Below are 12,979 nucleotides of genomic sequence, written 5' to 3'. Positions count from 1 at the left end.
CGTGTGGCAACACGCACCCCGTCGCCGCGTCGGTTCGCCGCTCGGCGGAGAACACCCGAGAGCGACGCGGCGCGATGTCGGACGACAAGGAGAGCAAAACCGAGGCGGCGAGCGAGAAGAAGATCAGCGATGCGCTCGCGCAGGGCAACACCCCATTCTCACGCGAGGCGCCGGTCTTCGCCTCGATCATGGGCCTGCTGATCTTCCTCGTCTTCGTGGTGCGGGATCAGGGTGCTCCGTTCGTGCAGCGGCTCACCCTGCTCCTCGAGCAGCCGCGGAACTTCAGCGTCGAGACAAGCCCGGACGCCACGCGCCTCGTCCACGCCCTGGCCCTGGAGATGGGCCGGTTTCTGCTGCCGGTGCTGGTGATCCTGCTCGTCGCCGGGATCGCCGCCTCGATCTTTCAGAACGCGCCCCGCATCGTGTTTGATCGCATCCAGCCACAATGGTCCCGCATCTCGCCCGCCAGCGGGTGGAAGCGGATTTTCAGCCAGCAAGGTTTCGTCGAGTTCGGGAAAAGTATCTTCAAGTTCCTGGCGGTCGGCGGCATGTCCTTCATGGTCCTGCGCGCCGACCGGCACGAGATCGTGAACGTCATGTTTGTGGACCCGATCGGCCTGCCCGAGTTCCTGCTGACCCTGTCGGTCCGCCTGATCTCGGCCGTCAGCGTCGCGACCATCGCGCTGGTGGCGGGCGACCTGGTCTGGTCACGCCTGCGCTGGCAGCGCGATCTGCGGATGTCGCGACAGGAGCTGAAGGACGAGTTCAAGCAGACCGAGGGCGATCCGGTGGTGAAGGCCAGGCTGCGCTCACTGGCGCAGGACCGGCTGCGCAAGCAGATGATGGCCGCGGTGCCCCGCGCCACGATGGTCCTGGCGAACCCGACGCACTACGCGATCGCGCTCCGCTACGACCAGAGCGAGAACGACGCCCCGGTTGTGCTGGCCAAGGGCGCGGACCTCATCGCCCTGCGTATCCGCGAGGTCGCCGAGAAGAACGGGATCGAGGTCGTCGTCGACAAGGCCCTGACCCGGGCGATGTACGACCATGTCCAGGTCGACCAGGCGATCCCGGCGGAGTTCTACCGGGCGGTGGCGAATCTGCTGGTCTACGTGATGACGCGCAAGCGACGCTGAGGGGATCCGGCTTCGAGGAGGACGATGTCGCTGACGCGGTGGCTCGGTCCGACCTGCCGGCATAGGCTGACCGGGCGCCGACACCGTCAGGACGTGTCCCGAAGCGCATCGCGCGCTCCGGGAACCGGATCGGGACCGGCCTCAGGCCCCCAGGCGCTTCGCCTCCCGGCGGAATCGGTGCAGGACGAACTCGGTGTAGCCGTTCGGCTGCTGCGCGCCCTCGAAGACCAGGGCCTCCGCGGCCCGGAAGGCCGGCCCGTCGAAGCCCGGGGCCATCGGCCTGTAGGCCGGATCGCCCGCGTTCTGCCGGTCGACCACACCCGCCATCCGCCGCAGGGACTCGGCGACCTGTTCCCGGTCCACGATCCCGTGGCGCAGCCAGTTGGCGATGTGCTGGCTGGAGATCCGCAGCGTCGCGCGGTCCTCCATCAGGCCGACCTCGTGGATGTCGGGCACCTTGGAGCACCCGACGCCCTGGTCGATCCAGCGGACCACGTAGCCCAAAATTCCCTGGCAATTGTTGTCGAGTTCCTCCCGCACCGCCTCCGCCGCGAAGGCACCCTCGGCCAACGGCAGGGTCAGCATGGCGGTGCGGGACGCGGGCGTCCGGCCGGCGAGCGCCGCCTGGCGGGCGCGGACATCGGTCTGGTGATAATGGAGCGCGTGGAGCGTCGCGGCGGTCGGGGACGGCACCCAGGCGGTGTTGGCGCCGGCCTCCGGATGGGCGCCCTTGGCCTCCAGCATCGCTTCCATCCGGTCGGGGGCGGCCCACATGCCCTTGCCGATCTGGGCGTGGCCCGGCAGCCCGCAGGCCAGCCCGGCATCGACGTTGCCGTCCTCGTAGGCCTGGATCCAGGCGGTCGCCTTCATGGCATCCTTGCGGACCACGGGACCGGCCTCGAGCGAGGTGTGGATCTCGTCGCCGGTCCGGTCGAGGAAGCCGGTATTGATGAAGAACAGCCTTTCCGCCGCCGCCGCGATGGCCGCCTTGAGGTTCAGCGTCGTGCGCCGCTCCTCGTCCATCACGCCGATCTTGAGGGTGCGTGGCGCCAGCCCGACCAGCGCCTCGACCCGCCCGAACAGCTCCACCGCGAAGGCGACCTCGTCGGGACCATGCAGCTTCGGCTTGACCATGTAGACCGAGCCGGTCCGGCTGTTGCGCAAGGGGCCGGTGCCGTTCAGATCGTGCAGGGCGATCAGCGCGGTCACCGCCGCGTCGAGGATCGTCTCGGGGATCTCGGCGCCGTCGAGAGTCACGGCGTCGGTGTACATGTGATGACCGACGTGCCGGACCAACATCAGCGAGCGGCCCGGCAGGGTCAGGCGCCCGCCGTCTGGGGCCGTGTAGGTCCGATCCTCGGCGAGCCGACGCTCGATCGTGCGGCCACCCTTGGACAGGCTGGCGGCGAGATCGCCGCGCATCAGGCCGAGCCAGCTGCGATAGACCGCGACCTTGTCGGCCGAATCCACGGCGGCGACGGAATCCTCCATGTCCATGATGGTCGAGAGGGCAGCCTCCAGCACCACATCGGCGATGCCGGCCGGGTCGGTGCGGCCGATCGGGCTCGTGCGGTCGATGACGATCTCGATATGCAGGCCGTTGTGGCGCAGCAACAGGGCGGTGGGCGCCTCGGAGGTGCCGGTGAACCCGGCGAACGCCGCCGCGCCGGTCAGGCCGGCGCTGCGTCCGGCGCCCAGGTCCACAGCCAGGCGGCCGCCGGTCACCGAGAAGCCCACGGCATCGGCCCAGGAGCCGACGCTGAGCGGCGCGGTCGCATCGAGGAACGCCTTGGTCCTGGCCACCACCGCGGCGCCCCGGGCCGGGTTGAACCCGGTGCCGGGCGCGCGGTCTCCGTCCTGCGGGATCGCGTCGGTGCCGTAGAGGGCATCGTAGAGGCTGCCCCAGCGGGCATTGGCGGCGTTGAGCGCATAGCGGGCGTTCGAGATCGGCACGACGAGCTGCGGGCCGGCAATCTCGGCGATCTCCGCATCCACGTTCTCGGTGGTCACCCGGACAGGACCGGGCTCCGGCTGCAGGTAGCCGATCTGCGTGAGATAGGCCGCGTAGGCGGCCGGATCGTGTGGCCGGCCCCGATGGTCGCGGTGCCAGGAATCGATGTCGGCCTGCAGGTCGTCGCGCCGGTCGAGCAGCGCCCGGTTGCGCGGTGCGAGATCGCGGACGATCGCCGCGAAGCCCGACCAGAATCGATCGGCCGAGAGGCCGGTGCCGGGCAGCGCCTCCTCGGACAGGAAGGTGCGGAGGTCTTCAGCGACGACGAGATCCGACATGGCGATCCTCTGGGATGCGATGGGTACGGACCGTCAGAAAAAGTCGAACGGCCCGTGAAATTTTTTTGATTTCCCTCGATAGACCCCTTGGCACCCGCGAAAAAGGCGGCAAAAGGAGTTTGATTTTTTCCGCTGCGTTGAGAATGCACGACCAGAGCGATCTCGAGATCTTCGCCCGCGTGGTCCGGACCGGCAGCCTCACCCAGGCCGGGTCGGAACTCGGCCTATCGGTGGCAGTGGTCTCGAAGCGGCTGAAGCGGCTGGAGGAACGGCTCGCCGTGCGCCTGCTGCACCGCACCACGCGACGTCTCGCCCCGACCGATATCGGCGCGGCCTTCTTCGAGCGGATCGCCCCGATCGTCGACGCCATTGCGGAGGCCGAGAGCCTCGTGTCGCAGAACGCGACGCGCGCGCGCGGGACGCTCCGTGTGACGGCACCGAGTTCCTTCGGGCGGTTGCACATCGTCCCGCATCTGCGGGCCTTCTTCGCCCTCCACCCCGACCTCGTACTCAACCTGGAGCTGAGTGACGATTTCGAGTCGATCGTCGAGCGCGGCTACGACCTCGCGATCCGGGTCGGCGCGCTGGAGAGTTCCGGGCTGACGGCGGTGCGCCTCGCGCCGGTGCGGCGGGTCCTCTGCGCGCGGCCGAGCTACCTCGACGCGGCGGGGCGGCCGCAGAGCCTCGAGGATCTGCGCGGCCATGTCTGCCTCGCCACCGAGAACCAGAATCCCTGGCGGCTCATCGGACCGGAGGGACCCTGCACGGTGAGCGCGTCGGGTCCCCTGCGCACCCATTCCAACGAGGTTGTGCGCGAGGCGGTGATCGGCGGCCTCGGGATCGCGCTCCGGTCCACCTGGGACGTGCATGCGGAACTGCGCGACGGGCTCTTGGAGATTGTGCTGCCCGCCTACACGGCGGCGGCCTCGGCGGGCATCTTCGCAGTCTACCCGAGCCGCGCCTTCGTGCCGGCCAAAACCCGGGCCTTCATCGCATTCCTGAAGCAGACCTACCGCGCGAGCGGGGCCGGGGCCGAGGGGTGAGGGGCTGGCAGTCTATGCGAGGCGCGACGAGCCCGGGCCTCGTGCGAGAACAGATTGATCGCACGAGTCCGGGGCAGGCCGACCAGGGACCGCCCACGCTCTCCCGGATCCTCGGGTGCCGGGCGATTGGAGATCGCCCGGCCTCGACGGAGCCCTTCGGCGGCCGCATCGCCTTCTGGCGGGCTCCGTCGAGGCCCGCTGGCGCGGGTACCTCAGGATGCGGTCGAGGGCCGGCGCGCGTTCGTCGGTTCGAAGGCTGTCGCGGCGCGCCCCTTCGGGACCCTCACCCCTGCGCGAAATCCGGATCCGTCCGCGCCAGCATCCGCTTGAACGCTGCCCATTCGTTGTCGGGCGCCCCCTGGACCGCGACGCGGTCGTAGCCGGCGGCGTATTGCCCGGCGGTCTTGGCGGCGATGGCGGAGGAGGGCCGGATCACCGGCGCGCCCGCCGCCTGGATCGCCAGCTGCGCCCGGCACGAGCGCTCCATGTTGTGCATCAGCCGGAACGCCTCGCCGACCGTGCGCCCGCAGGTCAGCAATCCGTGATTGCGCAGAACCATCACGGGCTTGTCACCGAGATCGGCCACCAGCCGCTGCCGCTCGTCGAGGTCGAGGGCGATGCCCTCGTAGGCGTGGTAGGCAACCCGCCCCGTGAACTGCATGGACCACTGGTTCAGGGGCAGCAGCCCCTCCTCCTGGCAGGAAACCGCCACGCCCGCCACCGTGTGGGTGTGCAGCACGCAGATCGCGTCGTGGCGGGCCGCATGGATGGCGCTGTGGATCGTGAACCCGGCCGGGTTGATGCCGAGCCCCATCGGATCCTCGAGCACCCGCCCGTCGATGTCGACCGTGACGAGGTTCTCCGGTGTCACCTCCTCGAAGCGCATCCCGTAGGGGTTGATCAGGAACCGGTGCCCGCCCCCCGGCAGCCGGGCCGAGATGTGGGTGTAGATGCTGTCGTCGAGGCCGAGGCGATGGATCAGACGGTAGGCGGCCGCGAGATCGACGCGCATCGCCCGGATCGCGGCGTGATCGGCGCGGCCTGCATCCCAGTCCGTGACCGTCGAGTGTGTGGCTGCGCTCATGCGACGGCTCCCTGCCGGCCGACTCTGTCGGGTCCCGGGATCGCCGCCCGGCGCAGGCGGTCCCGCGATTCCGGGGCGGCGGCTCGGGGCGAGGTCCGAGCCCGAGAATCGCCGGCAGGGTGCACCACGGCGCGCGGCCCGGCAATGCGGTGGCCCAATCGCGGGCGGGCACTCGCAGGGCCGGGAGCCGGGGACGAACCATCGCCGGGGCAGGCCTCGACCCGCTCCAAAGCGGGCCCTGCTCGCATAGCCCGCGGCGGGTCGTTGGCGCTGAGAGCGCGCGTCTCCTCCGCCAGGACGCCGCCGATGATCACGATCTGCCGTCCCGGCGGCGGTGACGCGGTCCGACGCCGCCCTAGAAGCGTTGTTCGGTGCGGCCGGGATTGGGACCGCGGCCGTGATAGGACGCCATGCACAGGTGCCAGATCTGCGAGCCGAGGTCGTAGAGGCTGAGATTGTTCGGGTTCGGGTAGCTGAAGATTTGGGCCCGCGCCTGCTCACGGCAGGCTGCGTCCTGCGGGCTCTGAATGGGCGGCTCCGGCACGGATTGCGCCGCCGCCGCCGTCGTCAGGGCGATCACGGTTGCGAGGGTGGTCAGCAGGGCGCGCATCGTCACAGGTCTCCGGATACGGCATCGCGGCGGCAGCAGCGCTGCCGCCGCGAGTCTGGGTAGCGCTATGGGATGCCAGCGGCAATCGCGGGGTCAGCGGTCGGTGCAGGTTCGATCGAAGCGCTCGCGCCCGTAGAAGCGGGGTCCGTAGACGGCCGGACCTGGGCCGTAGAACGGGCGGACATTCAGGACGCACCGACCCTGCGGGTCGCGGTGGGCTCTGGGACCGCACCGATATCCGACCTCGATCATCCCGCTCGCGTCGCTCTCCACGCGGTAGTGCCGCGAAGCCGGCGCGTCGGCGACGGCTCGGGAGGGGGCGCTGCTGCACAGCACGGCTCATCGGGCCGCCGGATGGCATCGGCCCAGCGTGACGGCCAGCCGGGCCTCAGCCGGCCAGCGCGACCTCGACCCCGGTCCCGATCGCCAGCAACCGGTGGTCTTGCCCGTGCCGGGCGAGCAGCATCAGCCCCGCCGGCCGGGACAGGCCGGGCATCGGCAGGGACAGGCCGGTGAGGTCAAAGAAGTTGCCGAAGGCGGTGTTGCGCAGCATCAGGCGATTGGCTGCCAGGAAGGCCGCGTCGTCCGCCTCCAGAGGAGCGGTGAGCGGCGCCGTAATGGCGGTCGCCGGGAGTGCCAGCACGTCGATCGGGGCGAGATGCCGGTCGAAGGCGGCGATCAGCTCGGCCCGGCTGCGCAACGTCCGGATGTAGCGCGCCGCCGTCGCGGTCCGGCCGGCCACGATGCGGCGGTGGACCCGCGGGTCGTAGCGGCCGGCTTCGCCGTCCAGCCAGTCGGCGTGGATCGCCGCGGCCTCGATCGCCGCGAGGGAGCCGTCCGGCAGGGCCACGTCCATCGCGGTGAGGAGATCGTCGATCGGGTGGTCGACGATTCGGGCGCCGGCCCGGGACAGGCAGGCCAGCGCGCGCTCGAAGGCTTCCGCCACGAGCGGCTCCGTCTCGGTGAACAGCAGGCCCCGCGGAACGCCGATGCGCAGGTCCGCGACGGGGAACGCCTCCAGCGGCACGGGCTCCGCACCAGCCAGTACGGCGTCGGCGGCCGCGCATTCCGCCACCGTCCGGGCGAGGGGCCCGAGCGAATCCAGGGAGAACGACAGCGGGAAGGCCCCCTCCAGGGGCACGCGGCGGGCGGTGGGCTTGAAGCCCACGACGCCGTTCAGCGAGGCCGGGATCCGGACGGAGCCGCCCGTATCCGACCCGATCGCGACGTCGCTCGTCCCCTGCCCCACCGAGACCCCGGCTCCCGAGGATGAGCCGCCGGGGATGCGCGCCGGATCGGCGGCGTTGCCGGGGGTGCCGTAATGCGGGTTGAGGCCGAGACCCGAGAAGGCGAATTCGGACATGTTGGTCTTGGCCAGGATCACCGCGCCGGCCCGGCGCAGGCGGGCGACCACCGGGGCATCGGCCCGCGCCGGCGCTGCGTCCGCCAGCAGGATCGAGCCGGCGCGCGTCGTCTCGCCCGCCACGTCGAACAGGTCCTTGATCGAGACGATCGCGCCGTCGAGGGGGCCGAGGGAGATGCCGTCCCGGCGGCGCGCATCTGCGGCGTCCGCCGCTGCGCGCGCCTCGGCCGGGTAGAGCCGGGTGAAGACCGCCGGGTCTCCCTCGGCGACGCGGGCCAGCCGCGCCTCGACGGTCTCGCGTATGCTCATGATCCTCACCGCGTCATGGTCCGGGCCGCCCATGCAAGCGCAAGGCCCGGCGGCCCGGTCCGTGTCAGAACGTGCCGGGATAGGCGCCGCCATCCATCAGCAGGTTCTGGCCTGTGATGAATCCCGCCTGCCGGCTGCAGAGGAATGCGCAGGCGGCGCCGAACTCGTCGGGCTGGCCGAAGCGGCCGGCCGGGTTGTCGCGGGCCCGGGCCTCCAGAAACGCCTCCACCGAGGTGCCGGCCTTGGCGGCGCCGGCTTCGGCGTTGCTGCGGATCCGGTCGGTGTCGAAGGGGCCCGGCAGCAGGTTGTTGATCGTCACGTTGTGCCGCACGGTTTTCCGGGCGAGCCCGGCCACGAAGCCCGTCAGCCCCGAGCGGGCGCCGTTCGACAGGCCGAGATGCTCGATCGGCGCCTTCACGGCGGCGGAGGTGATGTTGACGATCCGGCCGAACTTGCGGGCGATCATCCCGTCGACGGTCGCCTTGATGAGCGCGATCGGCGCCAGCATGTTGGCGTCGAGCGCCCGGATCCAGGCGTCGCGGTCCCAGTCGCGGAAATCGCCGGGGGGCGGGCCGCCGGCATTGTTGACCAGGATGTCGGGTTCGGGGCAGGCGGCCAGTGCGGCGACCCGGCCGGCCTCGGTGGCGATATCACCCACGACCAGGGTCACCGCGGCGCCGGTCTCACGGCGGATCTCCGCGGCGGTCCGCTCCAGCGTCTCGGCGGTGCGGGCCGTGATGGTCACCGCGACGCCTTCGCGGGCGAGGGCCAGGGCGCAGCCCTTGCCCAGACCCTTGCTCGACGCGCAGACGAGCGCCCGCCGTCCGCTCAAGCCGAGATCCATGGAAAGCCTCCGTGAGCCGGCCCTCGCCGCGAGGGCGTCCGTTGCGTCATAGCGCGCCGGGCGCCTCCCCCGAAAGCGGTCCGGGACAGGGTGTCGAGCCTCTCGGGCCGTTCTCCGCCGACAGGGCGGCCGGTCCGGCCGAGGGCGCCTCTTAGCATGGCCTGGCAAGGCCCGCGCGTCGATCCCGGACGCGTCCCGAGGGGACGCTCGGCCGGCTCCCGGCGCTCATCAAGTGCGCAGGTCGCGGGCGCTGGGCACGTCCGGATGCTCCTCCCGCTCCGGAGCGACGAACCCGGCCCACAACAGAGCCACCGCCCCGGTGAGGAGCGGAAGGGACGTGCTGAGGACGAGGCTGAGGGTCACGGCGATCCTGCCAGGCGGACGATGTCGAGGCAACGAGATCAGGTTTCTTTGGCTTGAGAATTGTTTTCGTTGGATTAAGGCGAGTGATCGTAATTGCAGAAGCCGTGGCAAAATATGCAGGACCTGCACCGCACGGGGCGCGGCCGGCTTGGCTCGCGGCGTCCGGCGCTCTTCATCGGGGTGTTGCACGGTGGTTCTAGGGCGGCGCACCGTGGATCGGTTGGGGGAGACTGACCGGATGCCCGCGCGCTACTGTATCAACCCGCGCGATCTCCAGCCGAGCAGGACGTCGTCGTGACCTACAGCGAGGCGCGCCCGCTCCCCGAGATCACATCTTTCGTCGACGGCGGGCGCGATCTGCTGCCGGACCTGTCCGAGGCCTGCATACCGGATCCTGCAGCTGGAGATCGCGGTGTATCACGGCCGCACCGAGCCCTATGCCTGGGCGCAGCACGCGGTCGACGTCATGGCTCCGCCGGCCTCGGCGTAGCCCGGCGGACATTCGGGCGCCGTTGCGAGCCGGCTCAGGGCTGATCCGCCGCCCGGGACAGGGCGCCGAACTCGTTGACCAGGCATTCGTGCATCCGGCGCAGCCACGCCCGCGCTTCCACCCTCTGGGCCTCGGCCCGTTCGGCCCGCTCGGCCGCCGCGCGGGCCTGCGCCTCGGCCTGCTCGGCCCGCGCGAGCGCCGCCTGCAGGAGCGCTTCGGCGTGGCGAGCCCGCTCCTCCGCGGCGCGGCGCGCCGTCTCGGCCGCACGCACGGAACTCTGCGCCTCCCGGACGGAATCGCGGGCGTCCGCCTGCAGGGCGCGCACCCGCGCCGCGACGCCGCGCACGGCGGACAGTGAGGCCGACCAGTCGTCCTCGTCCGCGGGCGCTGCGGGAGCGGCCGAAGCGGCGCCGGAGAACAGCGCCACGACCCGGTCGATCGGCGCGACATGGTCCTCACGCGGCCCGACCGGATGAGCCAGGGGATGGGCCAAGGGGTGGGGCTCCGTCATCTCGGTCCGCGCGCGGGCAGCGCCGCTCATGCCGCAGCCTGCTCGGTGAGGTCCGAGAACTCGGACAGGATCGCCTGCTGGACACGGTCCAGCCATTCCTCGGCTTGCCGGGCACGGTCCTCGGCGGCACGGGCGCGAGCCTCGGCGGCCTTGGCGCGCTCCTCGGCGGCGATGATCTGCGCCTCGGCGCGCAGCTGGGCTTCGCGCGCCTGCATCTCGGCCATCCGGGCGCGCTCGTTGGAGGCATGGATCTCCTCCCGGACCTGATCCAGCACCTGCTCGATGCGCGCCTCCCGCTCGCGGGCCTGGGCCTCAATCACGCGCGCCTGGCGGGCGGCAGCCTGCACCCGGTGGATGAGCGCGTCCCAATCCTGCGGCGCGGCCGAGGGCTTCGGACATTCGGCCCGTGGGTGCATCGACGCGACGACGCGCAGGACGTTGCCGAGATCGGGTTCGGCCGTGCCGCCGGCGTTGCGCTTGGTCCTGTCTGCGGGCCGAAACCGAGGATCGTTCAGAAGCCTCTGCAGCTCGCTCACGGATCCCCTGCTCCCTGTCGATAGAATTCTGATCCGACTAAACTGTTTATAATAGTTAACAAAAGCTTAATCCCGCTGCGGGAGGATATTGGATTATTAACGCCGTGGGCGGCCTGCGCCGGGCCGGGCACAGCTAGGTCGATCGGTGGGCCTTCCGTAGCCGGGCCCACACGGTCGGGACGCTGCCGGATGTGTTGTTTGATACGGAAATCGCGCCCGGAATGAACTGGAATTCAGCGCGTCGTTAAAGGTTGAAACGCTCGGTTCTTCAGGAGATCGCGATGGCCGAGAACCGCTCGGAAGAGCCCTGGAGGCCGGCCTTCAAGACCGGGCAGATCTTCTTTGGGGATCCGCAGGAATGCTGTGATTGTCTCATTTGGGAACTCAGGACCTCCGGTGCGCGGATCGAAGTTCAGCCGGAGGCGATGCCGCCGCGCGCTGTCCGGCTGATCTCGATAGCCCTGTTCCTGAACCAGCCCTGCGAAGTCGTAGCGCGCGACGGCCGGAAGATGGAGCTAAGATTCTCCTCCTGTACGGAGCGCGCGCCGCTACGGCCGCGATGACGGGCGTCGCGGCGCCCACGTGGCTCGCTCGACCCAGCACGGCCCGTGCTCGTCCGCACGCAATCCCGTCCGCGGCAGCCATAAGTGTCGACCATCATCTCAAGGCACCCGAGGAGGTGCGCCATGACCGCTCCGCAAGTCATCGCAACGATCTTCTTCCTGATCTCGGTCGGTTCGGCGACGGCGCTGGCCCTCATGGCGGCCGCCTCGGCCGCGCTGGACGCAGCGGCGGTGACCTGTGACCGCCTGCGGCCGGACGGACGACGGGACCGGATGGGCCGCGTCCGGGATGCCGCTTGTCGGCTGCGCCGCGCGGCCCTCGACCGGGCCGCGATACCGTAGCGGCCTCGGTCTCCACCGACGCCGCGACAGGGCGGACGAGCGGAGTCGCTCGGCCGACTGGATCCCTGAGGCCATTGGCGGGGCAGCGGCGCTATCCTCGCGGATCGCCCCGCCGAAGGGGACGCTCGCGCCAGGCTGCACCGTCGTGGCGAGGAACTCGTCCTCAATCGGTGGCAGGAGGAGCTTCGGGGCGGGGATGCATCAAAACTCGCTCCGCCTGGCAACTTGTGGTTCAAGCTATCGTTATGTGCTCGCCAGGAGCGCCCGATGCCCATCGTTCTCGTCGTCCCGGTCGCGCTGATCGCGGTGCTCGCCGTAGGGGCGTTTGCCCTCCGAGACGCCGAGGGACACGCGGCGGAGTTGCGAGAGGCCCTGTTTCTGCTGCTGATGCTCGCGGTCGTATCGGCCAGCATCGGGCTGATGACGCTCCGCCCCGGCGACAGCTCGGGCGATGTCTTGCACAGGACGGCCGGCAGCGTTTCCGCTTGATCGCGGGAACCACTCAACTTGAATGCATTGGCAAAACGGGTTGATCATCGATTCCATGATCTGATCCTCCGCGAGGAGGTCCGAGCCATGACGATCACCACCTCGATCAACACCGTTGGACCCTTGGCGGCGACAGGGATGATCCAATCGGCGCAAGCCGATGCCGCGCTCGAACATCGCAGGGGCCTCCATACCGTCACGATGGAGGTGCCCGAGCCTGCGCCTGCCGGCATCGCGACGCAGGCCGATGGCCAGGCGCGTCTCGCACCGCAGAAGCGTGTGGTCGACATCAGCGTCTGAGATCGGCTTGGCCCTACACTGCTCCGCGGCCTCGGTGGCGGGGAGGCCTGCTGGCCCCGGCAAACCTCCTGCGCTGGTAGAACCGGCCGATATTGCTGCTCCGGGGAGGTAATGAGACCGGTGCGGGGTGTGGCCGGGCACAGGCGGGTGACCTAGGTCTGAGGGCTATCCTGTGAGAGACCGACCATGGCCTTCCCCGATCCGAATGAACCGAGCGCGACGTCCATCAACGACCTGGAACTGGTCAATACCCTGATCGAGAGCAAAGAGGCCGGCGAGCCGGTTGACGCCGACATCCTGGCGCTCCTGACCGACATGGAGCGGCTGGGGCTAACCGATACCGATGCCTATGCGGCGCTGGACGCCTATCGGCCGGGGCCAGCAGTCGGTGCGACTGGCGGCGATGACGAGGTCGAGGCTGAATCTTAAAGTCTGCCGCATACCCGATCACTTGCGCGGCCATTGCGGTCTTGGTCGCTGGTATTGGTCCATACGTCCGTCCGGACGGACGACGAGACAGCCGCGTTTCGTGCCGTCGGTCGCCTCACCATGCTGAACGGAAGAGGCGAGCATCATGCCGCCCCCGCACAGCCTTGAGCCACCGCTGATAGCGGAACAGGCGCAGCGGCAGAGCATCCCAGTAATCCGGATTTCAGTCGCAACAAACAAGACATCGTCGTGTAAATCGAGCCTCTTACCCCTTCATC

The 12,979-nt window shown here is 70.0% G+C and carries 16 protein-coding genes; 7 read left to right on the top strand and 9 right to left on the bottom strand.

What is annotated here, in order from left to right:
• Positions 1 to 74: 74 nt before the first annotated feature.
• Complete coding sequence (gene flhB, locus CIW48_RS15665) at positions 75 to 1,136, top strand: flagellar biosynthesis protein FlhB (protein WP_149311608.1); 1,062 nt, start codon at positions 75 to 77, stop codon at positions 1,134 to 1,136.
• Between the two features lie 141 nt (positions 1,137 to 1,277).
• Here the strand turns inward: flhB and CIW48_RS15660 are convergent, their stop codons facing one another.
• A complete protein-coding gene (locus CIW48_RS15660) occupies positions 1,278 to 3,425 on the bottom strand; it encodes a malate synthase G (RefSeq protein ID WP_149311607.1) in 2,148 nt (715 codons plus the stop codon).
• Positions 3,426 to 3,568: 143 nt separating this feature from the next.
• Between CIW48_RS15660 and CIW48_RS15655 the strand changes: the two genes are divergently transcribed.
• A complete protein-coding gene (locus tag CIW48_RS15655; protein WP_149311606.1) occupies positions 3,569 to 4,468 on the top strand; it encodes a LysR family transcriptional regulator in 900 nt (299 codons plus the stop codon).
• Positions 4,469 to 4,751: 283 nt separating this feature from the next.
• On the opposite strand, the gene CIW48_RS15650 is transcribed toward CIW48_RS15655, so the two are convergent.
• The 8 genes from CIW48_RS15650 to CIW48_RS15620 all read right to left on the bottom strand — a co-directional run bounded on the left by CIW48_RS15650 (position 4,752) and on the right by CIW48_RS15620 (position 10,578).
• The gene (locus CIW48_RS15650; protein ID WP_149311605.1) at positions 4,752 to 5,552 is read right to left on the bottom strand and encodes a class II aldolase/adducin family protein; all 801 of its coding nucleotides are present in this window, start codon (positions 5,550 to 5,552) and stop codon (positions 4,752 to 4,754) included.
• 355 nt (positions 5,553 to 5,907) lie between these two features.
• Positions 5,908 to 6,162: a hypothetical protein gene (locus CIW48_RS15645; RefSeq protein ID WP_149311604.1), complete on the bottom strand. Its 255-nt coding sequence runs from the start codon at positions 6,160 to 6,162 to the stop codon at positions 5,908 to 5,910.
• A gap of 93 nt (positions 6,163 to 6,255) precedes the next feature.
• Positions 6,256 to 6,498 (bottom strand): hypothetical protein, encoded by a 243-nt coding sequence (locus CIW48_RS15640; RefSeq protein WP_149311603.1) that lies wholly within the window; start codon positions 6,496 to 6,498, stop codon positions 6,256 to 6,258.
• 52 nt (positions 6,499 to 6,550) lie between these two features.
• Complete coding sequence (locus CIW48_RS15635; RefSeq protein ID WP_149311602.1) at positions 6,551 to 7,834, bottom strand: amidase; 1,284 nt, start codon at positions 7,832 to 7,834, stop codon at positions 6,551 to 6,553.
• Positions 7,835 to 7,898: 64 nt separating this feature from the next.
• Positions 7,899 to 8,678: an SDR family oxidoreductase gene (locus CIW48_RS15630; RefSeq protein WP_091776302.1), complete on the bottom strand. Its 780-nt coding sequence runs from the start codon at positions 8,676 to 8,678 to the stop codon at positions 7,899 to 7,901.
• Between the two features lie 228 nt (positions 8,679 to 8,906).
• Positions 8,907 to 9,041: a hypothetical protein gene (locus tag CIW48_RS34540; protein ID WP_281407352.1), complete on the bottom strand. Its 135-nt coding sequence runs from the start codon at positions 9,039 to 9,041 to the stop codon at positions 8,907 to 8,909.
• Positions 9,042 to 9,565: 524 nt separating this feature from the next.
• Positions 9,566 to 10,072, bottom strand: a complete 507-nt coding sequence (locus CIW48_RS15625; protein ID WP_149311601.1) for a hypothetical protein — start codon at positions 10,070 to 10,072, stop codon at positions 9,566 to 9,568.
• Positions 10,069 to 10,578, bottom strand: coding sequence for a hypothetical protein (locus CIW48_RS15620; RefSeq protein WP_149311600.1), 510 nt, complete (start codon positions 10,576 to 10,578; stop codon positions 10,069 to 10,071). The genes CIW48_RS15625 and CIW48_RS15620 overlap by 4 nt, the downstream gene beginning before the upstream one ends.
• A gap of 281 nt (positions 10,579 to 10,859) precedes the next feature.
• Between CIW48_RS15620 and CIW48_RS15615 the strand changes: the two genes are divergently transcribed.
• The 5 genes from CIW48_RS15615 to CIW48_RS15595 all read left to right on the top strand — a co-directional run bounded on the left by CIW48_RS15615 (position 10,860) and on the right by CIW48_RS15595 (position 12,701).
• Entirely contained in the window at positions 10,860 to 11,141 is a 282-nt protein-coding gene (locus CIW48_RS15615; RefSeq protein WP_149311599.1) for a hypothetical protein, read from the top strand.
• Between the two features lie 123 nt (positions 11,142 to 11,264).
• Entirely contained in the window at positions 11,265 to 11,483 is a 219-nt protein-coding gene (locus CIW48_RS15610) for a hypothetical protein (protein WP_149311598.1), read from the top strand.
• A gap of 267 nt (positions 11,484 to 11,750) precedes the next feature.
• On the top strand, positions 11,751 to 11,972 hold the full coding sequence (locus tag CIW48_RS15605) for a hypothetical protein (protein ID WP_149311597.1): 222 nt from the start codon (positions 11,751 to 11,753) through the stop codon (positions 11,970 to 11,972).
• A gap of 87 nt (positions 11,973 to 12,059) precedes the next feature.
• Positions 12,060 to 12,272 (top strand): hypothetical protein, encoded by a 213-nt coding sequence (locus CIW48_RS15600; RefSeq protein ID WP_149311596.1) that lies wholly within the window; start codon positions 12,060 to 12,062, stop codon positions 12,270 to 12,272.
• A 186-nt stretch (positions 12,273 to 12,458) separates the two neighbouring features.
• Positions 12,459 to 12,701, top strand: coding sequence for a hypothetical protein (locus CIW48_RS15595; RefSeq protein ID WP_091776278.1), 243 nt, complete (start codon positions 12,459 to 12,461; stop codon positions 12,699 to 12,701).
• Positions 12,702 to 12,979 lie beyond the last annotated feature (278 nt).

The organism is Methylobacterium sp. P1-11, assembly GCF_008329595.1.
In the GTDB taxonomy this organism is placed as follows: Bacteria; Pseudomonadota; Alphaproteobacteria; order Rhizobiales; family Beijerinckiaceae; genus Methylobacterium.
This window is presented reverse-complemented; position numbering and strand designations above follow the sequence as displayed.